The organism is Nocardia sp. NPDC060259, from assembly GCF_042728775.1.
Taxonomy (GTDB): domain Bacteria; phylum Actinomycetota; class Actinomycetes; order Mycobacteriales; family Mycobacteriaceae; genus Nocardia.
In genome coordinates, this window is record NZ_JBHXAY010000005.1 from 16,534 (window position 1) to 30,922 (window position 14,389).

Below are 14,389 nucleotides of genomic sequence, written 5' to 3' on the forward strand. Positions count from 1 at the left end.
ACCCCCGCTAGCCGCGACGAATGCGCAGCACGCTGTCGGCGCGTTCGCCCTCGACGCCGTCGGGGCTCTTCGACGGGCTGGTGATCAGTCCCGCGGCCTCCACCTCCCACTCGGGGCCGAGGTCGAGCTGCGCGAGCATCTGCTCGATGGTCGGGAAGGAGACGTCGTGCGGCGGGGTGGTCACCCAGGTCGGCCAGTGCGCGTGGCTGCCGATCACCAGCACGCCACCAGGCGCGACGGCGGCCGCGGCCTTGCGCAGGATGGTCGGGCGCTCGTCGGGGCGTTCCACCGGTGAGTGCAGGAACTGCGCGGAGACCAGGTCGAAGGTGCCCGCCGGGAAGCTCGTCTGGAGGTCGTGGCGCTCCCAGGTGATCCGCACGCCCGCGTCGGCCGCGTGCCGGGCGCCGCGTTCCAGCGCCGTCGCGGAGACGTCGACCGCGGTGACCTGCCAGCCCTGCTGAGCCAGCCAGATCGCGTCGCCGCCCTCGCCGCAGCCGAGGTCGAGCGCGGTGCCCGCCGGCAGCCCGGTGACCTCGCTGACCAGGGTCTTGTTGGCGTTGCCGGTCCAGATCTGGTCCCGCTCGCGGTAGAAGTCTTCCCAGAACTGTTCGGGGGTCGGTGCGGTCTCGGTCATCGGGGCTCCTGTCGGTTGGCGGACGCGTAGACGATTCGATGGTGCGGGAGCTCGCGGAAATTCCGCAAGAAAGCTTGCCGGTCCGGCAAATGTTGCCCCGCGCAGCGCACGGGCCGACCGCGCCAATAAGCTGCTGACCGTGACGCGCGGTTACCGGAAGGCAGACGAGCCGGTCCGTCGTGTCGATGCGCGGACCGAGCGGTGGCGCGAACACCGGGTTCAGGTGCGCATCGAATTCGTCGACGCCGCTTTCCGTGCCCTGGATCGGGTCGGACCCGATGTGAGCATGGGCGATATCGCCAAGGAAGCGGGCGCGGCCAAGCCGAAGCTCTACCGGCATTTCGAGGACAAGACCGACCTCTACAACGCGATCGTCGACCGGGTCCGCGACATGCTGTGGGAGCGCATGCTCAGCGGGGTGAATCTCACCGACGATTCCGTCGCCGACCTGGTCCGTCGCGCCGCCGCCGAATACGTCGCGGTGGTCTCGGAACACCCGAATGTCTTCCGGTTCATGCTGCACAGTCATTTCAGCCAGCAGGCCAAGGAAACGGAACGGGCGTTGGTCGCCGCCAGGCAGTCCGCGCGGCGCGCTGCCGAATTCTTCGCCGGTCTGCTGCCGACCGAATCGGTCGACGTGGCCGGGATCGAACTGGTGAACTATTCGATTTTCGGTGCGGTGGCCTCGGCAACGGACTGGTGGCTCGGCGCGAATCAGCGCGAAGTCTCGGCAATGCCGGTCGAGCGATTCGTCGAGTATTTGGCCGAGAGCATCTCGGCGCTGGCACAGGCGCACGCGCGCTTCAACGGAGTCAGGATCGACCCGTCCAAGCCGCTGCGCGACGCGTTCGTCGTCGACTGAACGCTTCTGCTGCCGCGCCCGGCACGAACTCCGTTGTTCTCGCCGGCTACGTCGTTGGAGCCGGTGGGGGTGCGGCGAATTCAGTATGAACCTGCCCACCGACAAGTTCGCGACGCCACGCTAGGCGTCGGTGTGCAACCGCCACAGCGGCGAAACAGGCCCGTGGCCTGCGCCGAGATCATAGGAAGCGGCCAGGCAGCGATAGGTCCACTCCTTGGCGAAGGCGACCGCGTCGGGCACCGAGTACCCGTTGGCGAGTGCGCTGGCGATGGCCGCGGCGAGGGTGTCGCCGCCGCCGTGATCGTTGCCGGTGGCGATGCGCGGCGCGCTGAACTCGCGGAAGGTGTCGCCGTCGTAGAGCAGGTCGGTGCTGTACTCCGAGGCGCGCAGGTGGCCGCCCTTCACGATCGCCCACTGCGCGCCCAGCGCGTGCAGCGCCTCGGCGGCCTTGCGGGCGGTGGCGTCGTCGACGACCTCGACGCCGGTGATCAAGCGGACCTCGTCGAGATTCGGGGTGACCACCGTCGCCAGCGGGATGAGCGTGTTGCGCACCGCGTCGAGTGCCTCGGCGTGCAGCAGCGGATCGCCGTGCATCGACGCGGCGACCGGGTCGACGACGAGCGGAACAGCGGCCTCGCGCCCGATCCCGACCTCGCGGCACACCTCGGCGACGGCCTCGATGATCGCGGTGGAAGCCAGCATGCCGGTCTTGGCCGCGCCGATCCCGATATCGCGGACGACCACCCGCACCTGATCGGCCACGATCTGCGGCGGGATCTCGTGAAATCCGCTGACGCCCACCGTGTTCTGCACGGTCACCGCCGCCACCGCGACGCAGGCGTGCACACCGCACAGCGCCATGGTCCGCGAATCGGCCTGGATGCCAGCGCCGCCACCGGAATCGGTGCCCGCGATGGTGAGCGCGCGGACGGGGGTCTGGCCATCGGGGGTCAGCGGCAACATCTTCACGCCCCAACCCTACGACCGGCCGTCCGGTTCCGAGACCCCACCTACGAACAGCAAATGAAAACCATTACCATTAACTGGTGACCAACTCCGCCGCCACCGCACCCCTGCCCGTCACCGTCCTGTCTGGCTTCCTCGGCGCGGGCAAGACCACCCTGCTCAACCACATCCTCGCCAACCGGGACGGTCGCCGGGTCGCGGTCATCGTCAACGACATGAGCGAGGTCAATATCGACGCCACGCTCGTCGCAGGCCAGGGGCATCTCGACCGCACCGAGGAGAAACTGGTCGAGCTGACCAACGGCTGCATCTGCTGCACGCTGCGCGAGGACCTGATCGAGGCGGTCGCCCGGCTCGCCCGCGACGGCCGGTTCGACCAGCTGGTGATCGAGTCGACCGGCATCTCCGAGCCGATGCCGGTGGCCGCGACCTTCGACTGGGAATTCGAGGACGGCTTCCGCCTCGGCGACCTCGCCCGCCTCGACACCATGGTGACCGTCGTCGACGCCTCGACCTTCCTGGCCGAGCTGGTCAAGGGCCAGGCGCTGGCCGAGCGGGAACTCGAAGCGGGCGAGGGTGATTCGCGCACCATCGCGGATCTGCTGGTGGACCAGGTGGAGTTCGCCGACGTCCTGCTGATCAACAAGACCGATCTGGTGAGCGCGAACGCCGCGGCCACCGTGGAGGCTACGGTGCGGCGGCTCAATCCGCGTGCGCATGTCCTGCGTACCGAGAAGGGCGTCGTCGCGCTGGACGAGGTGCTCGGAACCGGCCGCTACAACCCGGTGGTGGCCGCTGAGGCCGAGGGCTGGGCGGAGGAACTGGCGGGCGGCCACATTCCCGAAACCGAGGAGTACGGGATCAGCAGCCTCACCTATACCGCCGACCGTCCGTTCCATCCGGAGCGGCTCGGTGCCGCGCTGTCCGGATTGCGGGGGATGTTGCGCAGCAAGGGATTCTGCTGGATCGCGAGTCGTACCGAGCTCGCCGCGATCTGGTCGCAGGCCGGTCCGAATCTGACCTTCGAGCCGGGGGCGTGGTGGTCGTCGCTCGGGGTGCCCGCGGGGCAGGAGCTCGTCTTCATCGGGGTGCGTCTCGACAAGGCCGGGGTCCGGCGCGAACTCGATGCCGCGCTGCTCACCGACGCGGAGTTCGCGGCGGGGCCAGTCGCCTGGACCGGCTACGCCGATCCCTTCCCGGCCTGGGGTGACCTGCACGAGCACCACTGATTGCCGCCTTTGGGGCGCGTATCACACTGTGCTGGTGCATGATTCGAATGGGTCGCGACCCACGCACCGATGAGGGGAGCGTGGGCCGCGGCACCGAAGCCGAATCAGGCGAGGCCGGCGAAGAACCGGCGGATATCGCCGACAAGCACCTCGGGCGCCTCGTGCGCGGCATAGTGCCCGGCCGCGTCGTTCGCGCCGCCGGATGCCGCGGCGGTGTCGTAGGAATTCCAGCTCACGATGTTGCTGTGGTCGCGCTCGGCGAACCGGCGGATCGACTGGAAATCGCCGGCGAACATCGCCAGCCCGGTCGGCACGACGGTCGGCTCGGCCGGGTGCTCGGTGGCGTGCGCGTCCTCGTAGTAGAACCGCAGCGAGGAACCCGCGGTCCCGGTGAGCCAGTACAGCGCCACATTCGCGACGATGAACTGCGCGTCGAGCGATTCGCCGAACAGCTGGGAGTTCCAGCCGAGCAGGCCGATCGGGGAGTCGGCGAGGGCGTAGGCCAGGGTCTGCGGCTGCTGGCTGTGCAGGGTGTTGAAGGCCATCTTGTTCTCGTGGAACCACTGAAGGTGCTGCAGCGCGGCCATATCCGCCTCCGAGAGACCCTCGAACTCCGCCGGGTCGCCGGACGGGAACGAGAACAGCTGGGTGACGTGCACGCCGACCACCTTCTCCGGCGCGATCCGGCCGAGCTCGGGCGAGACCATCGAGCCGCCGTCGTTGCCGATGGCGCCGTAGCGCTCGTAGCCGAGGCGCGCCATCAATTCCGCCCAGGCGCGGGCGGTGCGGTAGCGGTTCCAGCCGGTGCTGCGGGTCGGGGCGGAGAACCCGAAGCCGGGCAGCGACGGGATGACCAGGTGGAAGGCGGGATCCTCGGCCGATTCCGGCTCGGTGAGCGGCGCGATGACGTCGACGTATTCCAGGATCGAGCCGGGCCAGCCGTGGGTCAGGATCACCGGCGTCGCGTCCGGGCGCGAGGAGCGGATGTGCAGGAAGTGGATGTCCTCACCCTCGATCTCGGTGGTGAACTGCGGGTACGCGTTCAGCTCGGATTCCAGTGCGCGCCAGTCGAACTGCTCGAGCCAGTACTGGGCGAGGCTGCGGACGCGATCGGCCGGGACGCCGTAGGAATCGCCGACGCCGGGCAGCTCGTCCGGGTACAGCGCGCCGCGCAGGCGGGCGGCGAGGTCGTCGAGACGGGCCTGGGGGACATCGATGCGGAAGGGGGTGATGGTGGCCGTGGTGGTCATGACGACTCCTTCTATTGAAACGGAATGTTTCGTTCTGTTCCAACCGTAGCAGAACGGATCATTCCGTTTCAAGTGGTAGGCTGATATTCATGCCGAAGCAGACCGAAGCCGCAGCTCAGCCCCGCTTACCCGGCCGCAAGGCGCAAGCCGCGCGCAACGACGGGTTGATCCTCGACGCCGCCCGCGCCGTGTTCCTCGACGATCCGAGCGCGCCGATCGCGGCCGTCGCGGAGCGGGCCGGCGTCGGGATCAGCGCGCTCTACCGGCGTTATCCGAGCAAGGAGGTGCTGCTGCGCACGCTGTGTCACGAGGGGCTGCGCCGGTTCAATGCCGAAGCCGATGCGGCACTGGAGGATTCGGACGGCTGGCGCGGATTCGTCGGGTTCCTGGAACGGGTGGTCGATGCCGACGTGCACTCGCTGACGGTGAAGCTCGCCGGCACATTCACCCCCGACGAGTCGATGCTGCCCGACGTGACCCATTCGGGCGAGGCGGCCACGGAGCTGGTGCGCCGGGCCCACGCGAGTGGACGGCTGCGGGCCGATTTCGACGCGCAGGACGTCGGACTGCTGCTGGAAGCCTGCGCCGCCGTCACGATGCCCGATCCGGTGCGGACCTCCGAGCTGCGGCAGCGGGTGCTGGCCCTGCTGATCGACGGCATGACGGCCGAGGGTGACTTGCCAGGCCCACCTCCAGCCGTCGGCGAGTACGCCTGGCGCTGGGAACGCAGGCCGTGAGCAGTCCGTTCGGCCGCGACGAGGCGGGGCTGGTGGCAGACTTGGCGCGACCATCCGACACCGCAGGAGGCACGTCGTGAACTGGACCTTGGAAGTGGTGATCGTCCCGGTGTCCGATATCGATCGGGCCAAGGATTTCTACGCGAATCAGCTCGGCTTCGTCGTCGACCACGACACCGTGATCTCCGACGACGTGCGCATCGTGCAACTCACCCCGCCCGGCTCCGGCTGCTCGATCGTCATCGGCAAGGGCGCGGTACCCGAGATGCCGCCCGGCTCGCTGAAGGGGTTGCAGCTGGTGGTGCCCGATATCGAGCAGGCGCACGCCGAATTGGTGGCGCGCGGCGTCGAGGTCACCGACGTGCAGTCGCTCGGGCAGAACCCGTCGCCGACACCGCATCCGCTCGACAATGTCGGCTTCGTCTTCTTCAGCGATCCCGACGGCAACGGCTGGGCCGTCCAGCAGATCTCCAGCCGAGCCGACAAATCCTCGAGCTGATTCGAACCCTGTCGGCGGACAGGTCCCGGCGGGCACCATGCACGAATGCTGTTGGCGAGCCCCACCGAAACCGACGAGCGACGGACCCCGCTGTACCGTCGCCCGGGCTTCCTGCGCGCGCTCTCGCCGATCGTGCTGCTGCTCGTCTGGCAGATCGGCAGCACCAGCGGCTGGATCCCGGCCAAGAAGCTGCCCGCGCCGTCGGTCGTCTTCGACGCGGGACTGGAGACCTTCCGATCCGGCCAGCTCAGTGAAGCGCTGCTGGTCTCCGGCCAGCGCGCCCTGTACGGCTTCGCGCTCGGCGCGGTGCTCGCGCTGGTGCTCGGAGTCCTGGCCGGGCTGAGCAAGCTCGGCGAATACGCGGTCGACCCGCCGCTGCAGATGATCCGCACCATCCCGCTGTTCGGCCTGATCCCGCTGTTCATCATCTGGTTCGGCATCGGTGAGGAACCGAAGGTCTATCTGATCGCGCTCGGCGTGTTCTTCCCGCTGTACCTCAACACCTTCGCCGGCATCCGCCAGCTCGATCCCACACTGCTCGAGCTCGGCAGCGCCCTGCAACTGGGCCTCGGTGAGCGGCTGCGGCTGCTGATCCTGCCCGGCGCGCTGCCGCAGATCCTGGTCGGTGTCCGGCAGAGTCTCGGCATCGCCTGGCTCTCGCTCATCGTGGCCGAACAGATCAACGCCAGCGCGGGTCTCGGCTTCGTCGTCAACAATGCCCGCGAATTCCTGCGCACCGACATCGTCGTGTTCGGCCTGGTGATCTACAGCCTGCTCGGCCTGCTCACCGACTCGATCGTCCGCCTCCTCGAACGCCGCGCCCTGCGCTGGCGCCCGGCGGTGCACCGCTGATGTCTGTCTTCGTCGCCTCCGCCAACCGGGGACCTACTCCGTCCCGGTTGTCGGCCGACCCCGCCACAAGCCGCCGTTCGATCGCGAGGATCTCGTCATGACCCCGCCACCGCCGGTCTCCGGACCCACCCTGTCCCGGCTATCGGCAGGCCTGCCACCCGCCGCCGCTCGACCGTGAGGATCCCGTCATGACCGCTGCTACCGTCACATCCCTTTCCGCGAGACCCGCCGTCAGCCCAACCGCCGCGCGAATCGCCGGTCTGGGCAAGCGATTCGGTAACCGCACAGTGCTCGACGGCATCGATCTCGAGATCGGTGCGGGCGAGATCGTCGCGCTGGTCGGGCGCAGCGGATCGGGCAAGTCCACCTTGTTGCGGATCATCGGCGGGCTCGATACCGCCAGTCGCGGTGAGGTTTCCGTCGACGGCAGGCCGACAATCGTGTTCCAGGAACCCCGGCTCATTCCGTGGCAGCCGGTGGTGCGCAATGTCGCCCTCGGCAGGCCCAAGCCGCGCAATCGCCGCGCCGGCGAGCAGGCCGCCCGCGACCTGCTCGCCGAGGTCGGCCTCGCCGGTCGCGCGGACGCGTGGCCGCTGACGCTGTCCGGTGGTGAGGCGCAACGCGCGGCACTGGCACGCGCGCTGGTGGCCGAGCCGACGCTGCTGCTGCTCGACGAGCCCTTCGGCGCCCTGGACGCGCTGACCCGCCTGACCATGCACGAACTGCTGCTCGGCCTGCACGCCCAGCGCGCGTTCGGCGTGCTGCTGGTGACCCACGATGTGCTCGAGGCGATCACCCTGGCCGACCGCGTCCTCGTCCTGGACGAGGGGCGCATCGCCGCCGACGTGCCCATCGACCTGCCGCGTCCGCGCACCGCGGGCGCCCCGGAAATCGCCGACTACGCCACGCGGCTGCTCACGCTGCTCGGCGTCACCCACTGACCATCCCCAGCGCGAAAGTTGTTCCCGTGAAACGCACTCCGAAGACCCGCCTGGCCGGGCTCGCCCTCGCCGTCGTCGCCGCGCTCTCGCTGAGCGCCTGCGGTGACGACGCGGCAACCGACGCGGTGGCATCGGGACCCGTCGATCTGAGCACCGTGACGCTGAAAGTCGGGGACCAGAAGGCGATCTCGATCGAGGTGCTGCTCAAGGCATCGGGTCAGCTGGAGAACCTGCCCTACAAGATCGAGTTCTCCACCTTCACCGCGGGCCTGCCACTGGTCGAGGCGGCCAGCGCCGGTGGCATCGACATCGCCCAGACCGGCAACACACCGGTCATCTTCGGGGCGGCGTCCAATGCCGACATCAAGATCGTCGGTGCGCTCTCGGCCACCGGCAAGGGTGACGCGATCCTGGTCGGCAAGGACTCCTCGATCAGCTCCGTCGCTGCGCTGAAGGGCAAGAAGGTCGCCGTCTACAAGGGCAGCTCGGCCAACGCCAATCTGCTGTTGCAGCTGCAGAAGTCGGGTCTGTCGCTCGGCGATGTCGAGCCGGTCTACCTGGCTCCCGCCGACGGCTACACCGCGCTCACCCGCGGTGACGTCGACGCCTGGGCGACCTGGGACCCCTACACCGCCATCGCCGAGAAGGAGATCGGCGCGAAGTCGATCGCCACCGCCGACCAGGCCGCCAACGGCTTCAACTTCTGGGTCGCGGGCAACAAGGCCGTCGGCGACGCGGGCAAGTCCGCCGCCATCGCCGACTTCTTCCAGCGCTACGCCGCCGCCACCAAGTGGTCGTCGGACAATCTCGACACCTGGTCGACCAGGTACGCCGAACTCACCCAGATCAGCGTCGACGCCTCCCGCACCACCTGGACCCGCTCGATCAAGGAACCGATCAAGCTTACCGACCAGGTGATCGCCTCCGAACAGGAGATCGCCGACGCCTTCACCAAGGCCAAGGCCATCCCGGGCAAGGTCGACTTCGAGTCCTTCGTCGACACCAGGTTCGACAAGGCCTAGTACCTTCTCGCTCCCACGGCCGGTCCGGTGCTTCGTCACCGCACCGGCCGTCGGTCATGCCGGACCTGCCGCAGCCATTACCGGGAGGGCCCGGTCGCACTCGGTAGCTTGTCGACAACGGACGTCGACGGCCTAGCGGCCGGTGAGGTGGCCAGCGTGAGCGACACACAGGAGAAGACCTACGGTGCCATCCGGTGGGTGATGCTCGGTGTGCTGTGCGCCAGCCTGTTGCTGGTGGCGATGGATGCCACGATCCTCAATATCGCGCTGCCGTCGCTGATCGACGACCTGCAGGTCGGGCCGCTCGAGCAGCTGTGGATCATCGACATCTACGGTCTGGTGCTCGGCGGGTTGCTCATCACCACGGGCGCGCTCGGTGACCGGGTGGGCCGAAAGCTGTTGTTCATTGTCGGTTTCGTGCTGTTCGGCATCGCCTCGGTGATCGCGGCGACCGCCGGGAGCGCGGCCCAGCTGATCGGCGGCCGCGTGCTGCTCGGCATCGGTGGCGCGATGGTGATGCCGTCGACCCTCTCGCTGATCCGCAATATCTTCACCGATGTGCGCGAGCGCACCATGGCCATCGGGATCTGGGCGGCGGTGGCAGGCGTCGGCGCCACGGTGGGGCCGATCGTCGGCGGGTTTCTGGTCGAGCACTTCGGGTGGTCGTCGGCGTTCTGGCTGAATGTGCCGGTGGTGCTGGTGACGGTGGTGGTCGGGCTGTGGGTGCTGCCGGAATATCGTGCGCCCCAGGCGGGCGGCCTCGACTGGTTCGCCGCGGCGCTCTCGATCGCGGGCATCGTGTGCCTGGCCTGGGGGATCAAGCATCTCGCGAAAGGTGAAGCGAGCGTAGTCGACTGGGCGATCCTGCTGGTCGGTATCGGCGCGCTGGCGTGGTTCACCCGGCGTCAGCTCACCGCCACCGACCCGCTGCTGGACGTGCGGTTGTTCCGCAACGGCGCGTTCACCGCGGCCGCCGTCGCGACCCTGCTGGCCATGATGGCCATCGGCGCGGCGATGTTCCTGATCTCGCTGTGGTTGCAGTACGTCCACGGCTACAGCCCGTCGCAGGCCGGCATCCGGATGCTGCCCGCCGCCCTCACCCTGCTCACCGCCTCGCTGCTGACCCCGATGCTGATGGAGAAGTTCGGTGTCCGCACCGTTCTCGGGGTCGGCCTCGGCGCGGTGTCGCTGGGCTTCCTGTTGTTGGCGGTGAGCCCAGAACCCACGACCTACCCGGTGGTCGCGCTGGTCCTGGTGTCGTTCGGGCTCGGCGACGGCATGGCGGTGACCGCGGCCGCGGCTGTCCTCGTCGGCGCCGTGCCCGCCGATCGCGCGGGCCAGGCGGGGGCGGTCGAGGAGACCAACTACGAGGTCGGTGTGGGTTTCGGTGTCGCGCTGCTCGGCAGTCTGCACGCCAGGATCTTCAGCCAGCACATGGCCAACCTGCCGGTTCCCGCCGACAAGGTGGACCAGGCGAGCGGCTCGGTGGGCGGTGCGGCCGAGGTGGCGACGGAGCTCCCCGAACCAGCCCGCACCCAGCTGGTAGCCGCCGCGAGCCACGCCTTCGACACCGCCCTCACCACCACCGCCTACCTCTCCGCCGCGGTGGTGGGGATCGTCACCGTCGTCACGGTCTGGCTGGTGCCCAGAGGCTTTCGCGTCACCGGTGGCCACTGATTCCGGCGTGACCGTGCAATCCGCCGCCGCTCAGTCAGAAAACTGACTCCCGAGCGTCGTTTTGCACGCTTACGCCGGTTGATCCACAGGCCGCAAACTATCCACAGGGCCCACCTTTTGCGGGGGTTCCCCACCCGCCGGGCACGCAGAATTCCCCCATGGACAGAGTCGTCACCCGGGCGCAGTTGGCCGCGGAGGGTGTTGCTTCGAGCACGATCGGTGACCGGTGCAGGCGAGGTGTCTATCTCAGGTTGCTGCCGGGGGTCTTCTGCGTGGGTGAGCCGACGGCGTTCGCGCGATGTGCCGCGATCATCGAATGGCTGCCCGACGCGTGCCTCAGTCACCGAACCGCGGCGTGGTTGCGGGCGATGCTGCCCGAGCCGGAGTTGTTCGAAGCGACCGTGCCCTCTTCGCGTTACCGCAAGACGCCGCCGTGGCTACGCTTGTATCGACGCGACCTGCCCGAAGACGCGGTCGACCACACTGCCGAGCTGCCGATGACAACAGCGGCGCACACGGTGCTCGACTGGGAGTTCCACAGCGACCGCGTGACCTTCCGCCGTGATCGTCGCAGACAGAACTGGCTGGTTATCCATGGCTGGTTCGTATTGCGGTACTCGGCCCACGATGTCCTGCGCAACCTCGATGAGTGTGTGGACGAGGTCGAACGGGTTGTCCGCCGTCGGCGATTCGGGCGTGGACTGGCGTAATCGTGCAATTCGAGGTCATCCGGTCAGGAAACTGACTGGGAGGGGGCTGATTGCACGATTAGGCCGGAACACCCTTGACGCAACCAGTAAGTTGCAATAACCTAGGTTGCAACCAATCGGTTGCAATAGATGGAGGCGTCATGGGATTCCCTGATCAGATCGTGCGGACAGTCGAGCTCGCGCATCCGCCCGCCACGGTGTGGGCGGCGATCACCACCGCCGAAGGGCTGGCGAGCTGGTTCGGCAATACCGCGGAGATCGACCTGCGGCCCGGTGGGGATATGCGGATGACCTGGAACGAGGGGTTCGCGGCGGATATGCGGGTGGAGCGGGTCGAGGAGCCGACCGTGTTCGGCTACACCTGGCCGATCAACGGCCTGCCCGACGACGATCCGCGGCGCACCTATGTCGAGTTCACCCTCGAGCCGGTCGGGGCGGGCACCCGGCTGACCGTCGTCGAGACCGGGTTCGCCCAGCTGCCCGACGACCTCCACAAGGAGGCGTTCGAGGGCAATGTCGGTGGCTGGAAGAGCGAGCTGGGTGAGCTCGTCGAGTACCTCGATGCGGCCTGAGCTGGAGGCCACCGCCGAACGGGTCTTCGTCGCGCTGGCCGATCCGAGCAGGCGGTCCGTGCTGGCCGCACTCGCCGCACATGGACCGTCCACCGCGACCGACCTCGCCGATCGCCTGCCCATCACGCGTCAGGCGATCGCGAAACACCTTGCCCTGCTGACTGATGCGGGCTTGGTGATCCCGGAACCGGGCGAGCGGCGTCGCGTGCGCTATCGCCTCGACTCCGCGCCGATGCAAGTGGCACAACAATTCCTGGCTGCCCTCTCGCGCGACTGGGACGGCCCCCTCGACGCGCTCCGCCGACATCTGGACGGCTGAGCCGGAAGGAAAAGCAATGAGCGACAACGATTTCACCGCCACTATCACCGTGGGCAAGTCACCCGACGAGGTGTTCGCCGCCATCAACAATGTCTGGGGCTGGTGGTCGGAGACCATCGAGGGCACCACCGGTTCGGTCGGCGACAGCTACCTCTTCGAGGTGCCCGGCATCCATCGCTGCACGATGACGACCACCGAATCCGTCCCCGGCCGCCGCCTGGTCTGGCACGTGAGCGACTCGCACCTCACGTTCGTCGAGGACACCACCGAATGGGAGGACACCGACGTCGTCTTCGACATCACCGAAACCGCGGACGGCACCCAAGTCCGTTTCACCCATGAGGGTTTGGTGCCGGCGGGTGAATGCTACGAGGTGTGCTCCAACGCGTGGGGCGCCTACATCACGACGAGCCTGCGCGGCCTTCTCACCACCGGGGAGGGTGACCCGTTCCGGCGCACCAGCACCGGCGAGTCGGAGCTGCGCAAGCACGGCAATACCGACCTCGTGAACCTGGACGCGCTGCGCTGATCAGCCGCGCGGCGCGATGAGCAGTGTCTGCGTGCTGCGCCCGATCGGCCCGGTCTCGTCGAACAACGCGGACTCGGCGAGGCCGATGCCGTGCGGCTGCGGATGGGTCACCGCGTCCAGGCACACCCACTCACCGACCGGCTGCCGGTGCAGGGTGACGGTCAGGTCGGTATTGATGAACAGGTACTTCGACCAGTCGAGCACCGAACTCACCCCGTTGCCCGAGTCGGCGGCGGCCAGCGTCCGCTCGAGGGGACTCGGGGTGGTGCCCGCGACGATCGGATACTTCAACCGGATCCAGCAGATCGCGGGCCCCGGCCGTCCGAAAGAGCCGGAGGCGAAACGGTATTCGATACCGGTGTGGAAACCGATCCGCTGATCGGAGGGGAACACCTCGGGTTCCGTCGCCGTCGGCAGCGGACGTGTACCACTGGGCAGGAACTCGACCGGCAGATCGAGCGCCGGCTCACTGAGCTTGAGCCGCCACGCATTGGCCTGCATGACCGGGCCGCGCTCCGACGACAACGTCGCCTGGATCAGCTCCACGCTCCGCCCCGACCGCACCACCTCGGCGGTCGCCGTCAACGGCGCCAGCGGCACGGGCCCGAGGATCTCCACCGCGACCCGCCCGACCTGGAACCCCGCCCGCGGCGCACACCGCTCGATCACATGCCCGAGCAGCGCCGAGGGCGGCCCCGCGTGCTGCGCGTCCGGCGACCACGGCCCACGAGTGAGCTCGGTCGACTCGAACCGGTTCGGATCCGCCGGGTCGGGGCGATAGAAGGCTTCGGCCATATCGCCGACGCTACCGCAGGGGACGCGCGGCTACTGCCCACCTCCGGCGGAGCCGCTGGTCAGAGCGGTGAGGAGGTCGAGGAGGGGGCGGATAGGGCAGGGGTTGATGTCGGTCGACGTGCAGCCGAGGGATGCGGAGCCGGAGTCCGCGATGGGGGCGGCCGCCTGGGCAGTGCCGAGCGGAGCGGCGAGGGACAGGGCGGCGGCCACGACGGCACCGGCGACGAAGCGTTTCGTGCGAGCTTGCATGTCAGCACCCTACTGACCGGGGCGTGTGGGGAAAGCCCCCGAAATCCTGGGCTCGCTCAGTGCCCCGCCTCGTGGGCGAGGGTGGCGGCCTGCACCCGATTGGTCAGGCCGAGTCGTGGCAGGATGCCGCTGGCGTGCGGTTACGCCGATACCACGTTGAGCTGGGAGAGGACCCCGTTCGGGTCGCTGAGATAGCGATATCCCTCCACCGGGGGTGAAGCGGTGGTCCGACTCGATGACCACCTCGACGACTACGTCACGCGCGGTCGGCCGATCCGGATCGCCCAGCGTGTCCAGCAGCACCGTGGTGAGAACGGCGCCAGCCAACCCGGGATCCGTACGCCCGTGACCGAAGAACATCTGTGGACGGAGCCGAATGGTGTCCTCGAACGAGCGCACCTCGATCTGCGCGGACGAGTAGCGGTTCGGTTGTGCTGCCACGTCCTCGATCTTCCCAGATCGAGACCGGGACGAGGTCGGTCAGGACGACGGGGTCACGTCGACGAACCAGGTCGAGCCGGTGTCGATACAGCGCGCCGAAATACA

17 protein-coding genes are annotated in these 14,389 nt (G+C 68.3%); 12 read left to right on the plus strand and 5 right to left on the minus strand.

The features are described from left to right. Nucleotides 1-7: 7 nt before the first annotated feature. Nucleotides 8-634: a class I SAM-dependent methyltransferase gene (locus ACFWF2_RS03675; RefSeq protein WP_379304256.1), complete on the minus strand. Its 627-nt coding sequence runs from the start codon at nt 632-634 to the stop codon at nt 8-10. A 139-nt stretch (nt 635-773) separates the two neighbouring features. Here ACFWF2_RS03675 and ACFWF2_RS03680 point away from each other — a divergent pair, with 139 nt between their 5' ends. Continuing rightward, a complete protein-coding gene (locus tag ACFWF2_RS03680) occupies nt 774-1,496 on the plus strand; it encodes a TetR/AcrR family transcriptional regulator (protein ID WP_379304258.1) in 723 nt (240 codons plus the stop codon). A 120-nt stretch (nt 1,497-1,616) separates the two neighbouring features. Here ACFWF2_RS03680 and thiD read toward each other — a convergent pair whose 3' ends face one another. Further along, entirely contained in the window at nt 1,617-2,465 is an 849-nt protein-coding gene (thiD, locus tag ACFWF2_RS03685) for a bifunctional hydroxymethylpyrimidine kinase/phosphomethylpyrimidine kinase (RefSeq protein WP_379304260.1), read from the minus strand. A 77-nt stretch (nt 2,466-2,542) separates the two neighbouring features. On the opposite strand from thiD, the gene ACFWF2_RS03690 reads away from it, so the two are divergent. Then, the gene (locus tag ACFWF2_RS03690; RefSeq protein WP_379304262.1) at nt 2,543-3,691 is read left to right on the plus strand and encodes a GTP-binding protein; all 1,149 of its coding nucleotides are present in this window, start codon (nt 2,543-2,545) and stop codon (nt 3,689-3,691) included. Between the two features lie 104 nt (nt 3,692-3,795). Here ACFWF2_RS03690 and ACFWF2_RS03695 read toward each other — a convergent pair whose 3' ends face one another. Next, nucleotides 3,796-4,941, minus strand: coding sequence for an epoxide hydrolase family protein (locus ACFWF2_RS03695; protein WP_379304264.1), 1,146 nt, complete (start codon nt 4,939-4,941; stop codon nt 3,796-3,798). A gap of 89 nt (nt 4,942-5,030) precedes the next feature. On the opposite strand from ACFWF2_RS03695, the gene ACFWF2_RS03700 reads away from it, so the two are divergent. The 10 genes from ACFWF2_RS03700 (at nt 5,031) to ACFWF2_RS03745 (ending at nt 12,799) form a co-directional block, all read left to right on the plus strand. Continuing rightward, complete coding sequence (locus ACFWF2_RS03700; protein WP_379304266.1) at nt 5,031-5,678, plus strand: TetR/AcrR family transcriptional regulator; 648 nt, start codon at nt 5,031-5,033, stop codon at nt 5,676-5,678. 76 nt (nt 5,679-5,754) lie between these two features. Then, the gene (locus ACFWF2_RS03705) at nt 5,755-6,177 is read left to right on the plus strand and encodes a VOC family protein (RefSeq protein WP_379304268.1); all 423 of its coding nucleotides are present in this window, start codon (nt 5,755-5,757) and stop codon (nt 6,175-6,177) included. Nucleotides 6,178-6,222: 45 nt separating this feature from the next. Continuing rightward, nucleotides 6,223-7,029 (plus strand): ABC transporter permease, encoded by an 807-nt coding sequence (locus ACFWF2_RS03710; protein WP_379304270.1) that lies wholly within the window; start codon nt 6,223-6,225, stop codon nt 7,027-7,029. Nucleotides 7,030-7,217: 188 nt separating this feature from the next. Beyond that, nucleotides 7,218-7,970: an ABC transporter ATP-binding protein gene (locus ACFWF2_RS03715; protein WP_379304272.1), complete on the plus strand. Its 753-nt coding sequence runs from the start codon at nt 7,218-7,220 to the stop codon at nt 7,968-7,970. A gap of 26 nt (nt 7,971-7,996) precedes the next feature. Beyond that, nucleotides 7,997-8,992, plus strand: a complete 996-nt coding sequence (locus ACFWF2_RS03720) for an ABC transporter substrate-binding protein (RefSeq protein WP_379304274.1) — start codon at nt 7,997-7,999, stop codon at nt 8,990-8,992. A gap of 156 nt (nt 8,993-9,148) precedes the next feature. Next, nucleotides 9,149-10,669: an MFS transporter gene (locus ACFWF2_RS03725; RefSeq protein ID WP_379304276.1), complete on the plus strand. Its 1,521-nt coding sequence runs from the start codon at nt 9,149-9,151 to the stop codon at nt 10,667-10,669. Between the two features lie 158 nt (nt 10,670-10,827). Further along, nucleotides 10,828-11,379, plus strand: a complete 552-nt coding sequence (locus ACFWF2_RS03730; RefSeq protein ID WP_379304278.1) for a DUF559 domain-containing protein — start codon at nt 10,828-10,830, stop codon at nt 11,377-11,379. 140 nt (nt 11,380-11,519) lie between these two features. Further along, nucleotides 11,520-11,951, plus strand: coding sequence for an SRPBCC domain-containing protein (locus tag ACFWF2_RS03735; RefSeq protein WP_379304280.1), 432 nt, complete (start codon nt 11,520-11,522; stop codon nt 11,949-11,951). Next, entirely contained in the window at nt 11,941-12,270 is a 330-nt protein-coding gene (locus tag ACFWF2_RS03740) for an ArsR/SmtB family transcription factor (RefSeq protein ID WP_379304282.1), read from the plus strand. Before ACFWF2_RS03735 ends, ACFWF2_RS03740 begins: the two co-directional genes overlap by 11 nt. 16 nt (nt 12,271-12,286) lie before the next feature. Beyond that, the gene (locus ACFWF2_RS03745) at nt 12,287-12,799 is read left to right on the plus strand and encodes an SRPBCC domain-containing protein (protein ID WP_379304284.1); all 513 of its coding nucleotides are present in this window, start codon (nt 12,287-12,289) and stop codon (nt 12,797-12,799) included. Here ACFWF2_RS03745 and ACFWF2_RS03750 read toward each other — a convergent pair whose 3' ends face one another. Both ACFWF2_RS03750 and ACFWF2_RS03755 read right to left on the minus strand, forming a co-directional pair. Continuing rightward, complete coding sequence (locus ACFWF2_RS03750) at nt 12,800-13,594, minus strand: thioesterase family protein (protein ID WP_379304286.1); 795 nt, start codon at nt 13,592-13,594, stop codon at nt 12,800-12,802. Between the two features lie 30 nt (nt 13,595-13,624). Beyond that, complete coding sequence (locus ACFWF2_RS03755) at nt 13,625-13,843, minus strand: hypothetical protein (protein ID WP_379304288.1); 219 nt, start codon at nt 13,841-13,843, stop codon at nt 13,625-13,627. Between the last annotated feature and the right edge of the window lie 546 nt (nt 13,844-14,389).

What these genes read in the sequence shown, in the direction of transcription:
- ACFWF2_RS03750 (WP_379304286.1), bottom strand. Translation starts at nt 13,594, where the DNA reads ATGGCCGAAGCCTTCTATCGCCCCGACCCGGCGGATCCGAACCGGTTC.
- ACFWF2_RS03715 (WP_379304272.1), top strand. Translation starts at nt 7,218, where the DNA reads ATGACCGCTGCTACCGTCACATCCCTTTCCGCGAGACCCGCCGTCAGC.
- ACFWF2_RS03735 (WP_379304280.1), top strand. Translation starts at nt 11,520, where the DNA reads ATGGGATTCCCTGATCAGATCGTGCGGACAGTCGAGCTCGCGCATCCG.
- ACFWF2_RS03740 (WP_379304282.1), top strand. Translation starts at nt 11,941, where the DNA reads ATGCGGCCTGAGCTGGAGGCCACCGCCGAACGGGTCTTCGTCGCGCTG.
- ACFWF2_RS03675 (WP_379304256.1), bottom strand. Translation starts at nt 634, where the DNA reads ATGACCGAGACCGCACCGACCCCCGAACAGTTCTGGGAAGACTTCTAC.
- ACFWF2_RS03755 (WP_379304288.1), bottom strand. Translation starts at nt 13,843, where the DNA reads ATGCAAGCTCGCACGAAACGCTTCGTCGCCGGTGCCGTCGTGGCCGCC.
- ACFWF2_RS03695 (WP_379304264.1), bottom strand. Translation starts at nt 4,941, where the DNA reads ATGACCACCACGGCCACCATCACCCCCTTCCGCATCGATGTCCCCCAG.
- ACFWF2_RS03700 (WP_379304266.1), top strand. Translation starts at nt 5,031, where the DNA reads ATGCCGAAGCAGACCGAAGCCGCAGCTCAGCCCCGCTTACCCGGCCGC.
- ACFWF2_RS03710 (WP_379304270.1), top strand. Translation starts at nt 6,223, where the DNA reads ATGCTGTTGGCGAGCCCCACCGAAACCGACGAGCGACGGACCCCGCTG.
- ACFWF2_RS03730 (WP_379304278.1), top strand. Translation starts at nt 10,828, where the DNA reads ATGGACAGAGTCGTCACCCGGGCGCAGTTGGCCGCGGAGGGTGTTGCT.
- ACFWF2_RS03745 (WP_379304284.1), top strand. Translation starts at nt 12,287, where the DNA reads ATGAGCGACAACGATTTCACCGCCACTATCACCGTGGGCAAGTCACCC.